Here is an 18,887-nt window from a genome sequence, read left to right as displayed (position 1 = left end):
GGGTATAGAACGAATATATAAGATGGCGCTATAAAAACACATTAATATATCATAAGAGACATTATCGTCCTTTTTACTGACATTATTTTGTCGGGTAGCTTGAAAATCTGGAACCAAAACACCATTGTAAAGGCCATAAAACGTACAAGACTAACTCCCTTTGAGGCACATTTGTAGTATGAGTTTTGCGACAGAGCAAATAAGATTAGATAAATGGCTATGGGCAGCACGATTTTATAAAACGCGCTCGATCGCCCGCAGTATGGTCGATGGTGGTAAAGTCCATTATAATGGCCAACGCACCAAACCAAGCAAAATCGTCGAGCTTGGGGCAACGATTACCTTGCGCCAAGGCCAAGAAGAGAAAATCGTCACTGTGATCAATCTGTTAGGGCAAAGGCGCAGCGCTCCAGAAGCACAAACCCTATATTCGGAAACCGCAGCAAGCATCGCCAAACGTGCCCATCATGCCGAGCAACGTAAGCTCAACGCACACAATCCAAGCCCCGAACGCAGACCAGACAAAAAAGAGCGTCGTGACATCATTAAATTCAAACATCAATAAAAGCTGGACCATGTTCCGAGGAAATAGCTAAATGGCAAATAACATTTTAAATCGCTACTTATTTGAAGATCTATCTGTACGTGGCGAGTTGGTACAGTTAGACGACGCGTATCAACACATCCTTTCGAGCCAGGAATATCCAGCCCCAGTACAAAAACTTTTGGGCGAACTGCTCGTCGCAACGACCTTGCTAACCGCAACGCTAAAGTTTGAAGGCTCAATTACCATGCAACTGCAAGGCAATGGCCCAGTTTCCTTAGTCGTTATCAATGGCGATAATGAACAGAAAGTGCGTGGTGTCGCACGCTGGAAAGGCGATATTGCCGATGATGCCGACCTACACACTTTGATGGGTAAAGGCCATTTAGTTATCACTATCGAGCCCAAAAAAGGCGAGCGCTACCAAGGTGTGGTCGGTTTAGAGGGTGATAACTTAGTGGAAGTGCTGGAAGGTTACTTCATCCGCTCTGAACAGTTGAAAACACGCCTTTGGATACGCATTGGTAAGCAAGATGGAAAAGCCTGTGCCGCTGGTATGTTGTTGCAAACCATTCCAGATGGAACGGGTACGCCCGATGATTTTGAGCACTTAGAGCAGTTAACTAACACCGTAAAAAATGAAGAGCTGTTCACCTTAGAAGCCACCGATCTGTTGTATCGCCTGTATAACCAAGAGAAAGTTCAGTTGTTCACCCCACAACCCGTCGAATTTCATTGTGGTTGTTCACGTGAACGCAGTGGGGCGGCCATCATCACAATAGGCAAAGAGGAAATTTACGACATTTTATCGTCTGAAGGATCCGTTTCTTTACATTGTGATTACTGTGGTACCAACTACTCATTTGAAGAAGCTGAAATCGCAACACTCTACGCACAAGCCTCCTCAGGAAGTGACACAATTCATTAATTTGCATGAATTAACAAGCACGCAAAAAACGTATCAGAGCCAGCTTTATGCTGGCTTTTTTGTGATCAAAACCTAGTAAAATCAAGCCTAAAGCAAACAGAATGTCGTACTTATTTTTTTAAAAGTATTAATCTTATTGATCTAGCGCAAAGGTTTGCGTACGCGATAAAATAGTTACGCCAATATGTGACGGGACACCTAAAACCACAGGAGTATCATGGGCGATTTTTGAGCTGCGTCCCTGTTTTATCACCCACCCGTTGCTAGCATGGTGAGCAGATAACAATTACAAAAATTATTACAAAATCCCTACAAAATCTCTTACAAGGAGCACCTATGACCGTCATGGAACATACAAAGGCTGCACAACTAGACCTGACCAAATACGGAATAACCAACGTAGCAGAAGTGGTTCGTAACCCAAGCTATGAGCTGTTATTTGCCGAAGAAACTCGCTCAGACCTTGAAGGCTACGAAAAAGGCATCGTCACTGAACTTGGCGCTGTAGCCGTGGATACTGGCATTTTTACTGGCCGCTCACCAAAAGATAAATTCATTGTCAAAGATGACACCACACGCGACACTCTGTGGTGGACATCTGAACAAGCGAAAAACGATAACAAACCGATTAACCAACAAGTGTGGAATGATCTGAAAACATTGGTTGGTCGTCAACTCTCAGGTAAGCGTCTATTCGTTCTTGACGGTTACTGTGGTGCTAACGCAGATACGCGCCTTTGCGTGCGCTTCATTACTGAAGTGGCGTGGCAAGCGCACTTTGTCAAAAACATGTTCATTCGCCCAACAGAAGAAGAGCTAGCCAACTTCGAACCTGATTTTGTGGTCATGAATGGTGCCAAATGCACCAATGACAAATGGCAAGAGCAAGGCCTGAACTCAGAAAACTTCACCGTGTTTAACTTAACGGAAAAGATGCAGTTGATCGGCGGCACTTGGTACGGCGGTGAGATGAAGAAGGGAATGTTCGCAATGATGAACTATTTCCTTCCACTGCAAGGTATTGCTTCAATGCACTGCTCAGCCAACATGGGTACAGCGGGCGATGTGGCGATTTTCTTTGGCCTGTCTGGTACAGGAAAAACCACACTCTCTACTGATCCTAAACGCGCATTAATCGGCGACGATGAGCACGGCTGGGATGATGATGGCGTGTTTAACTTTGAAGGGGGTTGCTACGCGAAAACCATCAAGCTATCCAAAGAAGCTGAGCCTGACATCTATAACGCGATCCGCCGTGATGCACTACTGGAAAACGTCACAGTGCGTCGTGATGGTTCGATTGATTTTGATGATGGTTCTAAAACCGAAAACACTCGTGTTTCTTATCCTATCTACCACATCGAGAACATCGTTAAGCCCGTATCGAAAGGTGGTCACGCCAATAAAGTGATCTTCTTATCCGCTGATGCATTTGGTGTGCTACCACCAGTCTCTAAATTGACTCCAGAACAGACCAAGTATCACTTCTTGTCTGGCTTTACGGCAAAACTAGCGGGTACTGAACGTGGCATCACCGAACCAACACCAACCTTCTCAGCCTGTTTTGGTGCAGCGTTTTTAACGCTCCACCCAACACAATATGCCGAAGTGCTAGTAAAACGTATGGAAGCTGTGGGCGCCGAAGCTTACTTAGTTAATACAGGTTGGAACGGTAGCGGTAAACGCATCTCGATCCAAGATACCCGCGCCATCATTGACGCTATCTTGGATGGCTCTATTGAGAAGGCAGCAACCAAACATATTCCAATCTTCAATCTTGAAGTACCAACCTCACTACACGATGTGAATCCTGCAATCCTCGACCCGCGCGATACTTACGTCGATCCTCTACAATGGACAAGCAAAGCCGAAGATCTCGCCTCGCGCTTTATCAATAACTTTGCCAAGTATACTGATAACGCAGAAGGTCAAGCATTAGTGGCCGCAGGTCCACAACTCGACTAAAACTGATAAGTCACTACCAAGCCCCTTTTAAAAGGGGCTTTTTTTGTTGCTGCATGAGGCAATTTGTTTCACTCTGTCACAGATAACAATTCACGAGTAGGGACACCATGAACAAGGCTTTGGCATTGCTGATTGCGATCATTGCGCTATTTCTCACTTTCATGCTGGGTATGTTTGCGCTGCTACATACCTCTTATGCTACTCCTGTTGCTCAAACTCTCGTTGAACGGCTTTCAAAAGGAAACGTGAGGTTTCAATCTCTTCAATATCAGTATCCTTTGCATTTTCAGTTCAACCAACTAACGCTGCGGCAAAATAAGCAGTACATACCGATAGAGCAAGCCGATATTTGGCTCAGCCCACAGCTCATTCGCGACCAAAAAATCGCCGTTGATAGTATCCTTCTCCGTGGTATCAACCTACAAAATGGCCTTCCTACCGATTTGCGATCATGGCCCATTTCGGTTAGCCAAATCGCGCTCAATCACGCCGACATCGCTCAACAAGGCTGGGTCGCGCGTGGCGTTAACCTGCAGATTAAAAATCCATATTGGTTGGATGACTCAACGGGCCTACCTTTCGGCGAGATACAACTCTCTGTCGAACAATGGTATTGGCAAGGAGAGGCGCTAAATAATCTACTGCTCGATATGGATTACAAACCTGAAAACAGCACCGTCTATGGGCTCTCGTTATCATGGCGCGGATCGGCCATTTCGGGTCAAGCCGAGCAGTATCCTCAAGGTTGGTCGCTGATCAATGTGACACTGGAAAAACTCAATCTTAGCCGAGAGATGAGGCACTCCTTACGCCAATCGGGTTGGTTTCAGATCTTTGACAAAATAAACCATATCAATAGCTTAGATGTTTTGAACAGTCAGATCGAGCTTGCGGACATCAGCTTGCGTAACGTCGACATTTCGCTGGAGAACATTTATCCACACGCCAATATTTGGCAGCAGCAACAAGGCAAACTCTCGCTACGAGCCGACGATGCAACTTGGCTAGGTCAACAATGGATTGAGCCTATTTTTAGTCTGCGTGCCGAGCCGGAAGTACTCATTGTTGAGGATTTCAGTAGTGAATTTAAACAAGGTGATATTCAATGGTCAGGAGCTATTACCCCGACCTCAGCATCACTGCAACAGCTCACTATTCGTGGCGTAAAATGGGTAAGCGAGAATAAGGATGATTTTACTTCGCTGAGCCAGCATTGGCCGTGGGTTGATAACCTCATCATAGAGCAACTCACCATCGCTAATAGCCAACTCATTCAATTAGTTGTGCCACCTTATTGGCAATTATCTGGTGTCTACGCCAAAGGCCAACATCTGACTCTTGTGAAAGAGGGACATTTAGGACTGTGGCGAGGTGCGCTGAACATCAGTGCAAACAGTGCCAGCTATGATTCACTGTTGAGCACACAAAGTGTGGTTGAGATGCGTAGCGAGCAAGGCCAATGGTACCTAGATCGTTTATTCATGCCTTTAGAAAGCGGCTATATCGATGCCACTGCACGTTGGGATTTCCAAACGTTAAGTCAGCCTTGGCAGGCCAACATTCATGCCGATGGGCTACCATTAACAGTGCTCAATAAAGTCACTCAGCTTCCCTTTAGCATAGAGGGGATCAGTGAATTAGAAGCGCAGTTCAACGGTCTCGCCGGAGACTACGCCACCTTCGCCCACTCCCTCGCTGGCGAAGCAACGCTTAATATTCGACAAGGCGTATTGACGCTAAGCGATCCTGAGCAGAACCTCAGCCATGAGCCGTTTACGCTCGAAGGTTTAGCTATTCGCTCAGACAGAGGTCGGATTGTAATAAATACGACGCCGCTGGTTGGAAAGACGCTCAAGGCAAACCTTGATGGTCACGTGGATTTAGTCGAATTTGGTCAAGGGGAAATTAACCTCAACCTTCAACAAAAGTGTCGTAAAATGCACTTTGAGCTGCTTCATGATACGCAGCGCACAGCCTATTCATGCGATGCCGACACTTACTCAGACCATGATGCGGCGGCTAATAATGCCTTGTAATTGGGGATCAACATATAGGTGCCCGTAAATTCGACCGCAGGTTGGCCACCACTAGTGATAGTAACATTAACGACGATGCGCGCTTTGCGTCCACTGGCTAAGCGATCTAAATCTCCACTGATGCCATCCAATGAAGTGAAGGCTAAAGGGTTATGTATCACAGGTTGACGATAACGGATACGGCTATCAACCAAAACAATATCGCCATTCAGGCTTCGCTCACGCATCAATAGCCACGCCATTCCCCATCCGGTTAAGGTAGCGAGGGTAAATGCCGAGCCTGCAAATAAGGTGTTGTGTGGGTTCAAATTAGGGTTAAGCTGAGCGCTGCACTCAAATTGGTAGCCCGTATATTGAGTCACCTTAATGCCCATTTTTTCGCTGATAGGAATGTGAGTTGCCCAGCGTTCTTGCAGTTCAGTACACCATTCAGGTTTGCGAATCACATTGGCCATGGGATCAAGCGGCTTGACCATTTGTTGATGTCGAACCGGACCACGTTCATCATTGAGCGAGCCCCGGCGTTCAAAGCCGTTCTTTTCATAAAATGCAATCGCATCTTCACGGGCGCTACACACTAGGCGCTTTGCCCCTTCTTGACGAGCTAGCGACTCTAGCGCCACCAGCACCAAAGAGCCCATACCCTTATTACGACGGCTACTTTTGACCGCCATATAGCGAATTTGTCCTTCGCAATCTGGCGTAATGTACAAACGACCAATGGCAATCGGTCGGTTACGACCATCGACAATCATCCTGTGATGGCTCATGCCATCGTACTCATCGCGCTCCGAGCCGATCGGTAGATGCCATGGCTCACGCAGCATTTGCCAGCGAAAATGGTAGTATTTATTCAATTGGTTGTCGGTACTTGGCGTAATCAGTTTAAACATTTGGTTATCCCTAAATCACAGCCTCATACTCCGCGAGATCCCAACGAAGGAGGCTCTATCCATTTCTTTATTAAACCTGAAGCCAGAATGTCACTGGGCCGTCATTAATCAGCGAGACTTTCATATCTTGTGCAAAACGGCCACGCTGAGTTGGCAAAAGGTGCTCACACAAATCCGAAAAGTAATCATACAGACGCTCAGCATCAGCAGGGTGTGCACCTTTTGAAAATCCGGCACGCGTCCCCTTTTTGGTATCGGCTGGCAATGTAAATTGAGACACCACTAAAACCTGACCGTTCACTTGTTGCACGTTCAAGTTCATTTTTCCCTCTTCATCTTCAAACACGCGGTACTGAGTCACACGTTCGACTAGACGTTTGGCCTTTGCCTCATCATCATCTCTTTCGACCCCAAGTAGCACCAGTAAGCCTTGATTGATTTCGCCAACCACTTCCCCATCAACACGTACCGCCGCTTCACTCACTCTCTGGATCAACGCTATCACTCTGATTTCCCTTTATCATTTGCTCGGAGATAGGCAATGAGTTTAGCATTTCTTGCTCATTGCTCCAGTGCTCTTTTTCACCTAAAGTCGCCGTCACCTCCGCCCCAACGAGCACAATCATCCAGCATAAGTAGACCCACACAAACAGGATAGGGATCGCCGCCAGTGCGCCGTAAATCAGTTGATAGGAGGGAAACTGAGTAATATAAGCAGCAAACCCTTTTTTACTGAACTCAAATAAAATAGCCGCCACCATTGCCCCGACCAAGGCGTGTGAAAGATGCACTTTTTTATTCGGCACCAGCAGGTACAAACCGACAAAAGCAGAGAATGACAAAATAAAAGGTAGCCAGCGCAGCAACAAATTATAAGCACCGGAGAGTGCTTCGCTGTCAATAACCTTGAGTGAGGTAATATACGAGGTTGCCGCAATACTCGCGCCGACTAAAATTGGCCCGAGCGTAAGAACCATCCAATACATTGAAAAAGAGAGCACCATGCGCCGTTTATTTTTAACCCGCCAAATGTAGTTCAAATTCTTGTCAATATTGGAAATCAGCATTAAAGCTGCAACGAATAAAAAGGCGCCGCCTACAGCCGTCATCTTACCTGTATTCGCGATAAATTCGAGCAACGCCTCTCGCACTACATCGCCTGCGGCAGGCACAAAATGGGTGATCACAAAATCTTGAATAACCATACCGACATTGGCAAAAATAGAAAATGAGGAGAGAATTGATAACAGCACGGTAAGCATAGGTACGATCGACAGCAACGTGATATAAGCCAAATAGCCCGCATTAACATTGACGCGGTCATGATCCATCCGGCTGAGTAAATAACGCGTAAACAGTAAACATTGTTTGCCAAGCTTTTTGATTTTCAAATGCCTTCTCCCTGCTTATTTTTATCATCAATCACCATTCTATACCTAAAACTGGCTATGTTGCAGATAAGCAAAAGGCGAGAAGTACACTCCTCGCCCTTAGATTACCTCGTTAACTTATACCATGGTGGTATTAGCCACGGCTTGCACGTTTACGATCATTTTCAGTCAAATGACGTTTACGGATGCGAATGCTCTGTGGAGTCACTTCAACTAGTTCGTCGTCGTCAATAAACTCAAGTGCTTGCTCAAGTGTAAACTTGATTGCAGGTGACAATACTTGCGCTTCATCGGTACCAGAAGCACGAACGTTTGTCAGCTGCTTGCCTTTCAAGCAGTTCACTGTTAGGTCGTTAGAACGGTTGTGGATACCGATCACTTGGCCTTCGTACACTTCATCTGCGTGCTCAGTAAATAGGCGACCGCGCTCTTGTAGGTTGAACAGAGCGTAAGTCAACGCTTTACCTGTCGCGTTAGAGATCAACACGCCGTTGTTACGTTGGCCAATGTTACCGCCTTTGTGTAAGCCGTAATGATCAAACGTATGATAAAGCAAACCTGAACCTGAGGTTAAGGTCATGAATTCTGTTTGGAAACCAATCAAACCGCGAGAAGGCATCATGAAATCAAGACGCACACGGCCTTTGCCGTCTGGAGTCATATTCGTCAGCTCACCTTTACGTAGGCCGATTTTCTCCATCACGCCGCCTTGGCTCTCTTCCATCACATCGATCGTTACGGTTTCGAACGGTTCCATTTTCTGGCCGTCTTCTTCCTTCAAAATAACTTCAGGACGAGAAACCGCAAGCTCAAAGCCTTCACGACGCATGTTCTCAATCAGGATTGATAGGTGAAGTTCACCACGACCTGAAACGCGGAAGCGATCTGGGTTGTCGGTTTCTTCAACACGCAATGCTACGTTATGAACAAGCTCTTTTTGCAGACGCTCAAGGATATTACGTGAAGTCACGTATTTACCTTCTTTACCTGCAAACGGTGAGGTATTGACTTGGAAAGTCATGGTCACTGTTGGTTCATCAACGGATAGCGGCACCATGGCTTCAACACAGTTTTGGTCACAAATGGTGTCTGAAATTTTCAGTTCACCTAAACCTGTTACCGCAATGATGTCGCCAGCGTTAGCTTGTTCAACTTCGTTACGCTCAAGGCCAAGATAACCCAGAACTGTACCAACTTTACCGTTACGTTTCTTACCATCAGCGCCGACAACTGTTACTTGTTGGTTCGCTTTTACGCTACCACGAGTCACACGACAAACACCGATAACACCAACGTAAGAGCTGTAATCAAGTTGAGAAACTTGCATTTGTAGTGGGCCATCAAGGTCAACTTGTGGTGACTCTACATTGTCAACGATCGCTTGGAACAAAGGTTCCATGTTTTCGCCAACTTCGCCTTCGTTAAGTGTCGCCCAACCGTTCAGTGCAGAGGCATAAACCACTTTAAAGTCGAGCTGCTCATCTGTTGCACCAAGGTTGTCGAACAGGTCGAACACTTGATCCATAACCCAATCAGGGCGAGCACCAGGACGGTCAATTTTGTTAATAACAACGATTGGTTTCAAACCGTGAGCAAAGGCTTTTTGTGTTACGAAGCGAGTTTGTGGCATTGGGCCATCAACCGCATCAACAATCAGCAAAACAGAGTCAACCATTGACATGATACGCTCAACTTCACCACCGAAGTCGGCGTGTCCTGGAGTATCTACGATGTTGATACGGAAATCATTCCAGTTAATGGCTGTGTTTTTTGCAAGAATGGTGATACCGCGCTCTTTCTCGATATCGTTCGAGTCCATGACTCGCTCTTCCGTATTACCGCGAGACTCTAACGTACCTGACTGTTGCAGCAGTTTATCAACCAACGTTGTTTTACCGTGGTCAACGTGTGCGATGATCGCGATATTTCTTAACTTATCAATCTGTGGAGTAGCCATGGGTTTTGCTTCACTTATTAAGGGAGTAACTCGCCTCGGCATAAGACCGCTACGAGCATAGAATTTGATTAAAAAAACGGTCAATAATGTACCAGATTTTGAGGAAAAACCTAGAAATATGTGATCTATCGCGCTAACTTTCGCTCGCTATAAGCTTAGTCCGCTACTTGCTTTAAAACAAATTGCATCAAAATGGACTAAATCAGCATTGACAAGCCTAGTAAACCTAGGCTGAATAGTGTGCGCTTTGGTAGTTAATGGTGCAACATAAAACTCAAAGCACCAAAATAGTGCAAATTAGGATCCTTTTGGTGCAGAGAAGCATTGAAATTCGACAAAAAACAACCAAAGCACTTGAAATTAAAGGACTAATTTAATTGGCACGAATTTAGCTTTGTTAGAAACAGCATCGATTAATAAGTTTAGAATGAAATTAATCAATGCTAGTTTCAATTCGATTCGGGCCATTACCGCTTTAATAACACTGGAGGTTATCCAAGATGTCAGTAGAAAACGTTCTATCGCTGATCCAAGAAAACGAAGTTAAGTTTGTTGACCTGCGCTTTACCGACACGAAAGGCAAAGAGCAACATATCTCTATTCCTGCTCATCAAGTCGACGCAGACTTCTTCGAAGAAGGTAAGATGTTCGATGGTTCATCCGTTGCTGGCTGGAAAGGAATCAATGAGTCTGACATGGTGATGATGCCTGATGCATCAAGTGCAGTTCTTGACCCGTTCACAGAAGACGCAACACTTAACATTCGTTGTGACATTCTAGAGCCTGCAACCATGCAAGGCTACGATCGTGACCCACGCTCTATCGCAAAACGCGCAGAAGATTATATGCGTTCAACAGGGATCGCAGACACCGTTCTTGTCGGTCCAGAGCCAGAGTTCTTCCTTTTTGATGACGTGAAATACACCAACAATATGTCTGGTGCCTCATTCAAAATTGATGATATCGAAGCGGCTTGGAACACTGGCGCTGAAATTGAAGGTGGTAACAAAGGTCACCGCCCTGGTGTGAAAGGGGGTTATTTCCCTGTTGCACCGGTTGACTCATCACAAGACATCCGTTCAGCCATGTGTTTGATCATGGAGGAGATGGGCCTCGTCGTTGAAGCTCACCACCATGAAGTAGCGACCGCAGGTCAAAACGAAATCGCCACTCGCTTTAATACACTAACCACGAAAGCCGATGAGATCCAAATCTACAAATATGTGGTGCACAACGTTGCGCACGCCTTTGGTAAAACAGCGACCTTCATGCCTAAGCCTCTGGTTGGCGACAACGGTTCAGGTATGCACGTTCACCAATCTCTTGCAAAAGATGGTGTAAACCTATTTGCTGGTGACAAGTACGGCGGTCTATCTGACTTAGCGCTTTACTACATTGGCGGTATCATCAAGCACGCGCGTGCCATCAACGCATTTGCTAACCCATCAACAAACTCGTACAAGCGCCTTGTCCCTGGGTTTGAAGCACCGGTAATGCTAGCTTACTCGGCTCGTAACCGTTCTGCGTCTATCCGTATTCCAGTGGTACCAAGCCCGAAAGCACGTCGTATCGAAGCTCGTTTCCCAGATCCAGCAGCGAACCCATACCTAGCGTTTGCCGCTCTTCTTATGGCTGGTCTTGATGGTATCAAGAACAAAATCCATCCAGGAGAGGCGATGGATAAAGATTTGTACGACTTACCAGCAGAAGAAGCCGCTGAGATTCCAAAAGTAGCCGAGTCACTTGAAGTGGCACTGAAAGCACTGGATGAAGATCGCGAATTCCTGACCACTGGCGGCGTATTCTCTGATGATTTCATCAACTCATACATCACGCTAAAAGCAAAAGATGTAGAACGCGTCAACATGGCCGTTCACCCACTAGAATTTGAATTGTACTACTCGGTATAATTCTTAGCTTTAGTACAAAATGTAACTTAGGTTACGGATTTATTAGGCTCGCCTCGCAGGTGAGCCTTTTTCATATTTGGGGTTAATTCCGGACGTCGTAACATTAGCGTTACAACAATAACGGCACTCAAAAGCCGATACCCTTAACGTGAAAACATCTCTATATAGGGGGATGACTGTGAATCTGATCCGAACTTTACTCCTAACACTCATCATGCTTTATTCCGCGATTTCAATGGCACAAAACGTCTATACGTGGGTGGATGCGAACGGCGTGTTGCATCTTAGCGATACTCCGCAAGATAAGGGAGCAAAGCAAATTTCGATTCCTGATTTTCAAGCCGATGCGCCTGAGCCAACCTTTGAAACCTCTCACCCCGTCACTAACCTCACCAAAGAGCTGCCACTGGAAAAATCCGCAACCAATATCAACAAAATGGAACCGCTGACCATTGCAATTCACTCTCCGGCTGAGGATGAAACCTTACGCAGCAATGCGGGCGTTATTTCAATCAACGCCGAGCTCAATCGCAACTTAACCGTCAATGAACAGTTGCAATTGGTCATGAATGACAAGGCCTATGGCGCCCCCACCACTCAACCTACTTGGACGCTGAAAAATCTAGACAGAGGAACGCATCGCTTTTTAATTCAAGTAGTTGTAAACGGCAAGATTATTGCATCGTATAACCCTGTGACGGTGCATTTACATCGAGCCAGCATCAAGTGATGAACTCTTCGCCAATAAGCTCGATATAACAACAGGTTTCACTTTTTCTTCTGACACCGATGCGCCATACTTAGCCATGCGATGCACCAAAGTTGTGCATCGCATCATTTGGGAACACGGACAAGGATGAAAATGTGAATTGTGAGCTAAGCCAAACGATTTTAAATAATATCGTTACCGCTACCTTGATGCTCGATGAGTCTCTTTGTATTCGTTATGCCAATCCAGCGGCTGAACAACTCTTCTCTCAAAGTGCTAAGCGAATTATCAACCAACCACTGTCAAAACTCATCCAGCACGCTTCGCTAGATTTAGCGCTGCTTTCTCAGCCGTTGCAAAGTGGCCAAAGTATTACTGATAGCGATGTTACGTTTGTGGTCGATGGTAAGCCACTGATGCTGGAAGTGACCGTGAGCCCTATATCTTGGCAACGCGAGCTGATGCTTTTGGTCGAAATGCGCAAAATTGGCCAACAACGACGGTTAACACAAGAGCTCAATCAGCACGCGCAACAGCAAGCGGCAAAACTCTTAGTTCGCGGGCTGGCGCATGAAATTAAAAATCCATTAGGTGGGCTACGCGGCGCAGCGCAACTGTTAGAAAAGATGTTGCCGGATCACAGTCTCACTGAGTACACCCAAATTATTATTGAACAAGCCGATCGACTGCGCGCGCTCGTTGACCGTTTACTCGGCCCACAAAAACCGGGCAAGAAGTGCTCTGAAAATCTCCATGTAATTTTGGAAAAAGTCCGTCAATTGGTTGAGTTAGAAGCCAGCACACATTTGGTGATTGAACGAGATTATGACCCCAGCTTGCCCGATATTTTGATGGATACCGATCAAATCGAGCAGGCATTACTGAATATCGTCAGCAATGCGGCACAGATTTTATCTCATGATCCGCATGGTAAAATCACACTTCGCACCAGAACAGTGCACCAAGCCAATATTCACGGACAGCGCCATAAGTTAGTGGCACGCATCGAAATCAGCGATAACGGCCCAGGTATTCCTATCGAATTACAAGACACGCTGTTTTACCCCATGGTCATCGGCCGTGAAGGTGGTACAGGGCTGGGGCTTTCTATCTCACATAACCTGATCGATCAGCACAATGGAAAAATCGATGTTGAAAGCTGGCCAGGTCGAACCACATTTACTATTTATTTACCCATTTGACTGATGTCAGATTGGGTTTGCTGCTAAGGAATAAACATTATGAGTAAAGGATACGTTTGGGTGGTGGACGATGATAGCTCGATCCGCTGGGTGATGGAAAAAACGCTCTCATCAGCCAACATAAAATGCGAAACGTTTTCCGATGCCGAAAGTGTGTTACTGGCGCTAGAAAGAGAAACGCCCGATGTGCTCGTTTCCGATATTCGCATGCCGGGCATGAATGGTATTGAGCTGCTAAACCAAGTTCATTCACGATCTCCTGAGTTGCCCGTCATCATCATGACTGCCCACTCAGATCTTGATGCCGCGGTGAATGCCTATCAAAAAGGTGCCTTTGAGTATCTGCCTAAACCTTTTGATGTCGATGAAACCCTCACCTTGGTTGAACGTGCCATTGCGCATAGTCAGGAGCAGCGCAAAGAACAATCCAATCAACAGACTGGCGTTGATAGTACACCGGAAATCATTGGAGAAGCCCCTTCAATGCAAGAGGTATTTCGGGCGATTGGCCGTTTATCACGTTCCTCAATCTCAGTCTTGATCAATGGTGAATCAGGAACCGGAAAAGAGTTAGTCGCTCACGCGCTTCATCGCCATAGCCCACGCGCCCAAAAACCGTTTATTGCACTCAATATGGCCGCAATTCCAAAAGATCTCATCGAGTCTGAACTGTTTGGCCATGAGAAAGGTGCATTCACTGGCGCAAATAGTATCCGCCAAGGGCGTTTTGAGCAGGCTAATGGGGGCACCCTGTTCTTAGATGAAATTGGCGATATGCCGCTCGACATTCAAACTCGGCTACTGCGTGTTTTAGCCGATGGTCAGTTTTACCGCGTAGGAGGGCATTCAGCAATCAAAGTGGATGTCCGCATTGTCGCCGCCACTCACCAAAACTTAGAAAAGCTCGTTCATCAAGGAAAGTTTCGTGACGACCTTTTTCACCGTCTCAATGTCATTCGTATTCATATCCCAGCACTGCGTGAGCGAAGCCAAGATATAGAAAAACTGACCAAGCACTTTCTCGCCTCTGCAGCAAAAGAATTAGGCGTAGAAATGAAAACACTACATCCTAAGAGCATTGAAATTTTGAATCGTCTTGAATGGCCGGGAAACGTACGACAACTTGAAAATATGTGCCGTTGGTTGACGGTAATGGCCAGTGGCAGCGAGGTGCTACCCAGTGATCTTCCTTCCGAATTATTGTCGGAAAAGAAAAATAGTGACTTTGATAGTGCTATAAGTTGGCAACAACAACTCGCAAGTTGGGCTAAATCTTCATTAGCTTCAGGAGAAACAGAGCTGCTTTCTTATGCACTTCCTGAATTTGAACGTATACTTCTGGAAGCAGCACTTCATCATACCAATGGTCACAAACAAGACGCAGCTAAGGTGCTTGGGTGGGGGCGCAATACGTTGACAAGGAAGTTAAAAGAACTTTACTGATAATTTTTTAATGATCAGGTGTAGTGATTCACTTTCTGGCACAATGCAATCACCCACCACCTTGCGTGTTTTACCGATAATTTGTATGGATGCAGAAGACACGACATGTCATTTACGAATCAAATAACGTTGAAAACAGCCGTTGTTCTACCATTTGTTATGATTTTCCTCATAACGATTGGAGTGATTGTGGGTGTACAAAAATACAGTTATGAAGAGATGGTTGATGACATTATCAGCAAACAGCTTTCATCATTAAATGCCAATGTAGAGCAGCGACTGATCAGTTTTCTCGATGAACCCTTTCAAGCCAGCCTCGCCTTAAGTCATACCATTGGCTTTAGTCAGTTCTATTCCGCGGGTGATGTCAGTAAGATAGAAGGATACCTACTTACCAGTTTTGAGACGCTTTACCGATCGCTAGAACAAATTGATGTGATCGGATTTGGTGGCGCTCAGGGAGAGTACGTGGGCTTTCGCAAAGAGATTGGCGATAGTTTTACCTTAATGGTGAAAGATAATCGAACTCAGCAAAACTTGGTGATCTACTCAGGGAAAACCATCAATCAAGATATTCGCTCCACCATTGCCGATTATGATCCAAGAACTCGCCCCTGGTATACTCCAGTTGCACAAAGTTTAAGCCCAAGTTGGTCGCCAATCTACACTAATGTTGATGAACGCCAAGAGATCACACTCTCTGCTTTAGCACCCGTTTTCTCTACGAGCAAATTCATCGGTGTTTTGGTGACTGATGTGAAAATCGATACGTTCAATGCGTTTCTGGCCTCACTGCAACAGAAAACTAATGCCAACGTGTATATTATTGATCCAGAAAAAAGGTTGGTGTCTCACTCCAATACCAGCACAGTTGTCTCTTGGGGGACAGTACTATCACCAAAAGGAGAACGACTACTGGCCATCGAAAATGCCAACCCAGTAATCCAAGCCAGTGCACATTATATTGATAGCCATGAAACAATGCTGTCAGCAACACTCAACAAATTCGAAACGGTAGTTGATGGCACCCGCTATTTTAATCATCTCACTTCCTTTAAAGATAAACATGGTATCGAGTGGTTTATTGGCATCTCGATTTCAGAAACCGATCTACTTGGTCAATTGCCAGAAAACCAACAAAACAGTTGGATTATTGGCTGCATTGTCAGCCTTATCGGCATCGGCATAGGACTCATTGCCTTTAATCGAATCACCACTCCAATTACCGCTACCGCTGCTGCTGCTCAGCATCTAGCAAAAGTGGATTGGGAAAGTAACATGCCGAAAGCTGGCAATATTTATGAGACGAGTTTGCTGGTTTATTCATTCAATGAAATGGCCAATAACCTAAAAGCCTCATTTAAAGCACTGCATTCCCAATTGATCTACGATTCCCTAACCAAGCTCTATAGCCGTGAAGGTTTAATTGATAACTCTAGTCAATTAAATCAACTGAATGGCAGCCTACTGCTTATCGGCATCGATAAATTCAGAGATATTAATGACAGCTTGGGGCATCAGCAAGGTGACCTACTATTACAAATTATTGCTGAAAAATTACGCACACTATTTGCAAGCACCTCATGTATTGCCCGTACAGGTGGTGATGAATTCGCTATTTACATCCCCTCTTTACAGCAAAAGAATGAAGCCCAATCCGCGGCTAACAGTATATTACAAATGTTTGCCGTTCCATTTTCGATGCACAATGAAAAAGTGGTCGTCAATGCCTCTATTGGCATAGTACTCCCTAGTGACACACTCAATACTATGACGCTATGGTTACGTCATGGTAGCATCGCGCTCAGCCACGCCAAACAAGATCGTTCAAGAATCTGCTATTACTCTCCAGAAATGGACGATGTTTCTCGTAAGCGCACGCAAATGCTCACTCAAATTAAGCTTGCCATTGAGAACCAAGAGTATGTTCCGTATTATCAACCGATTGTAGATTTATCAACGGGAAATATCATAGGAGCAGAAGCTTTGGCGCGTTGGGTAACACCAAGCGGTGATATCATTCCCCCCTTGGCATTCATTCCTATCGCGGAAGAAAGCGGCTTTATTGGCCTGATTGGTGAGCAAATCTTGTATCAAGCGTGTTTCGACACGATGCAAGGCATCAAGATGGGTAAATGGGGATCGACGTTTAAAATGCACGTCAACCTCTCAGTGAACCAGCTATCTCAACCTCAGTTTGTTCATGAACTCAAAGCGACTTTGGAAAGAACGGGGCTTGAACCCAATAATCTCGCTTTAGAGATCACAGAATCAAGAATTGTTGATAACGACCCAGTTATTTTAGCAAACATGAACAAACTCAAAGAGCTGGGCATCCATATCGCGATAGATGATTTTGGTACCGGATACAGCTCCCTTTCTTATTTACATCAACTTCCATTCGATTGTCTAAAAATAGACATGGCGTTTGTATCGCAGCTCGAACAGACAAATCTCAGTAGCTCAGTCGTTGCGGCAATCATCAACATGACTCGTGGGTTTAATGTCGAAATTGTAGCAGAAGGTATTGAAACCAAAGAGCAAGTCCATCTCCTAACCATGCTTAACTGCACTCAGGGGCAAGGCTTTCTGTTTAGTAAAGCCATCCCTTTTAACGAATGGTCAACAGATATGGTAAACATAAAAGCCAAATAAACAGAATTGGGTGATTTAATACTCTTTGCTAGCTGACACTGGCCACATTGATTTTTATACTTGATGCCATACACACTTTCGGAAAAACATAATGATAACTAAAAATCTACCGCTTACTGATTTTCATCGCCATCTTGACGGCAACATTCGAACCAAAACTATCTTAGAACTAGGGCAACGATTTGGTGTAGCGCTGCCAGCTGGCAACATAGAAGAACTCACACCTCATGTACAAATCGTCGAAGCAGAACCATCATTGGTCGCCTTTTTATCAAAACTTGATTGGGGAGTTGCCGTATTGGGTGATCTCGATGCTTGCCGAAGAGTCGCCTACGAAAATGTCGAAGATGCCTTAAATGCTCAAATTGATTATGCCGAGCTGAGATTCTCTCCTTACTATATGGCGATGAAACATCAACTACCTATCGCTGGCGTTGTTGAAGCGGTAATTGATGGGGTACAAGCGGGCGTTCGAGACTTTGGTATTCAGGCCAACCTAATAGGGATTATGAGCCGCACTTTTGGCACCGATGCTTGTCAGCAGGAGCTAGACGCCATTTTGACACAAAAGCAGCACATTGTTGCAGTCGACTTGGCGGGCGATGAACTTGGGCAGCCGGGCGAGCGATTTATTTCTCACTTTAAACAAGTACGAGATGCAGGGCTAAGAGTTACAGTACACGCTGGCGAAGCTGCAGGCTCATAGAGTATGTGGCAGGCAATTAAAGAGCTAGGTGCAGAACGTATTGGACACGGAGTAAAAGCCGTCCATGACTCTAAGCTAATGGATTATCTTGCCAAACATCGTATTGGCATTGAGTCTTGCCTAACGTCAAACTTCCAAACAAGCACAGTAAACTCTCTTGCTCATCATCCTATAACACAGTTTTTAGAGCACGGGATACTTGCTTGTCTAAATACTGATGACCCAGCGGTTGAAGGCATTGAACTTCCATATGAATATGAAGTTGCAGCACCTCAAGCAGGCCTTTCTCAAGAACAGATCAGACAAGCGCAAATTAACGGATTAGAATTAGCCTTTCTTTCAGACTCAGATAAAAAAGCACTCTTAGCTAAAGCCGCTTTGCGTAGCTAAATCTCCTGAACCATGTCTCTCTAGCCGATGTTTAATACATCGGCTTTTTTATACCTAAGACATAGAGACCGAAAAGAATAAGAATAGATTGAACAAAGTGTAGCTACCACACGACTGTCCTGAGAGTGATAAAAATAAAATGCTATTTTGCTCAAACG

13 protein-coding genes and 1 pseudogene are annotated in these 18,887 nt (G+C 45.3%); 10 read left to right on the top strand and 4 right to left on the bottom strand.

Going from position 1 to position 18,887, the window contains the following annotated elements:
* Positions 1-178: 178 nt before the first annotated feature.
* From hslR to VOR_RS0110940, 4 genes are all read left to right on the top strand, one after another.
* A complete protein-coding gene (gene hslR / locus VOR_RS0110960) occupies positions 179-565 on the top strand; it encodes a ribosome-associated heat shock protein Hsp15 (RefSeq protein ID WP_010319750.1) in 387 nt (128 codons plus the stop codon).
* A gap of 31 nt (positions 566-596) precedes the next feature.
* Positions 597-1,472, top strand: a complete 876-nt coding sequence (gene hslO / locus VOR_RS0110955; RefSeq protein WP_010319749.1) for an Hsp33 family molecular chaperone HslO — start codon at positions 597-599, stop codon at positions 1,470-1,472.
* Positions 1,473-1,808: 336 nt separating this feature from the next.
* Positions 1,809-3,437, top strand: a complete 1,629-nt coding sequence (gene pckA, locus VOR_RS0110945) for a phosphoenolpyruvate carboxykinase (ATP) (protein WP_010319748.1) — start codon at positions 1,809-1,811, stop codon at positions 3,435-3,437.
* Between the two features lie 107 nt (positions 3,438-3,544).
* Positions 3,545-5,473 carry an AsmA family protein gene (locus tag VOR_RS0110940; protein ID WP_010319747.1) on the top strand — a complete coding sequence of 643 codons (1,929 nt, stop codon included), beginning with the start codon at positions 3,545-3,547 and terminating at the stop codon, positions 5,471-5,473.
* Here VOR_RS0110940 and VOR_RS0110935 read toward each other — a convergent pair.
* The 4 genes from VOR_RS0110935 to typA all read right to left on the bottom strand — a co-directional run bounded on the left by VOR_RS0110935 (position 5,434) and on the right by typA (position 9,714).
* The gene (locus VOR_RS0110935; protein WP_010319746.1) at positions 5,434-6,366 is read right to left on the bottom strand and encodes a bifunctional GNAT family N-acetyltransferase/hotdog fold thioesterase; all 933 of its coding nucleotides are present in this window, start codon (positions 6,364-6,366) and stop codon (positions 5,434-5,436) included. The two genes, VOR_RS0110940 and VOR_RS0110935, sit on opposite strands and share 40 nt — an antisense overlap.
* A 70-nt stretch (positions 6,367-6,436) precedes the next feature.
* Positions 6,437-6,871 carry a D-aminoacyl-tRNA deacylase gene (gene dtd, locus VOR_RS0110930; protein WP_010319745.1) on the bottom strand — a complete coding sequence of 145 codons (435 nt, stop codon included), beginning with the start codon at positions 6,869-6,871 and terminating at the stop codon, positions 6,437-6,439.
* On the bottom strand, positions 6,843-7,757 hold the full coding sequence (locus VOR_RS0110925) for a virulence factor BrkB family protein (RefSeq protein WP_010319744.1): 915 nt from the start codon (positions 7,755-7,757) through the stop codon (positions 6,843-6,845). Before VOR_RS0110925 ends, dtd begins: the two co-directional genes overlap by 29 nt.
* A 133-nt stretch (positions 7,758-7,890) precedes the next feature.
* Entirely contained in the window at positions 7,891-9,714 is a 1,824-nt protein-coding gene (gene typA / locus VOR_RS0110920) for a translational GTPase TypA (protein WP_010319743.1), read from the bottom strand.
* A 500-nt stretch (positions 9,715-10,214) separates the two neighbouring features.
* Between typA and glnA the strand changes: the two genes are divergently transcribed.
* From glnA to add, 6 genes and pseudogenes are all read left to right on the top strand, one after another.
* Positions 10,215-11,624, top strand: a complete 1,410-nt coding sequence (gene glnA / locus VOR_RS0110915; RefSeq protein ID WP_010319742.1) for a glutamate--ammonia ligase — start codon at positions 10,215-10,217, stop codon at positions 11,622-11,624.
* Between the two features lie 172 nt (positions 11,625-11,796).
* Positions 11,797-12,354 (top strand): DUF4124 domain-containing protein, encoded by a 558-nt coding sequence (locus VOR_RS0110910; RefSeq protein ID WP_010319741.1) that lies wholly within the window; start codon positions 11,797-11,799, stop codon positions 12,352-12,354.
* 134 nt (positions 12,355-12,488) lie between these two features.
* Positions 12,489-13,535, top strand: a complete 1,047-nt coding sequence (gene glnL / locus VOR_RS0110905; protein ID WP_010319740.1) for a nitrogen regulation protein NR(II) — start codon at positions 12,489-12,491, stop codon at positions 13,533-13,535.
* Between the two features lie 39 nt (positions 13,536-13,574).
* On the top strand, positions 13,575-14,978 hold the full coding sequence (gene glnG, locus VOR_RS0110900; protein ID WP_010319739.1) for a nitrogen regulation protein NR(I): 1,404 nt from the start codon (positions 13,575-13,577) through the stop codon (positions 14,976-14,978).
* A gap of 105 nt (positions 14,979-15,083) precedes the next feature.
* On the top strand, positions 15,084-17,633 hold the full coding sequence (gene gepA / locus VOR_RS0110895; protein ID WP_010319737.1) for a phosphodiesterase GepA: 2,550 nt from the start codon (positions 15,084-15,086) through the stop codon (positions 17,631-17,633).
* A 91-nt stretch (positions 17,634-17,724) separates the two neighbouring features.
* A pseudogene (add, locus tag VOR_RS17895) lies at positions 17,725-18,729 on the top strand (adenosine deaminase).
* Positions 18,730-18,887: the final 158 nt, after the last annotated feature.

It is taken from the genome of Vibrio ordalii ATCC 33509, from assembly GCA_000257205.1.
Classification (GTDB): Bacteria; Pseudomonadota; Gammaproteobacteria; order Enterobacterales; family Vibrionaceae; genus Vibrio; species Vibrio ordalii.
Note: the sequence above shows the minus strand (reverse complement) of the source record. Positions and strands in the feature narration are given on the sequence as shown.

Coding starts and splice junctions, on each gene's coding strand:
- hslR (WP_010319750.1), top strand. CDS start 179: ATGAGTTTTGCGACAGAGCAAATAAGATTAGATAAATGGCTATGGGCA.
- hslO (WP_010319749.1), top strand. CDS start 597: ATGGCAAATAACATTTTAAATCGCTACTTATTTGAAGATCTATCTGTA.
- pckA (WP_010319748.1), top strand. CDS start 1,809: ATGACCGTCATGGAACATACAAAGGCTGCACAACTAGACCTGACCAAA.
- VOR_RS0110940 (WP_010319747.1), top strand. CDS start 3,545: ATGAACAAGGCTTTGGCATTGCTGATTGCGATCATTGCGCTATTTCTC.
- VOR_RS0110935 (WP_010319746.1), bottom strand. CDS start 6,366: ATGTTTAAACTGATTACGCCAAGTACCGACAACCAATTGAATAAATAC.
- typA (WP_010319743.1), bottom strand. CDS start 9,714: ATGGCTACTCCACAGATTGATAAGTTAAGAAATATCGCGATCATCGCA.
- glnA (WP_010319742.1), top strand. CDS start 10,215: ATGTCAGTAGAAAACGTTCTATCGCTGATCCAAGAAAACGAAGTTAAG.
- VOR_RS0110910 (WP_010319741.1), top strand. CDS start 11,797: ATGACTGTGAATCTGATCCGAACTTTACTCCTAACACTCATCATGCTT.
- glnG (WP_010319739.1), top strand. CDS start 13,575: ATGAGTAAAGGATACGTTTGGGTGGTGGACGATGATAGCTCGATCCGC.
- gepA (WP_010319737.1), top strand. CDS start 15,084: ATGTCATTTACGAATCAAATAACGTTGAAAACAGCCGTTGTTCTACCA.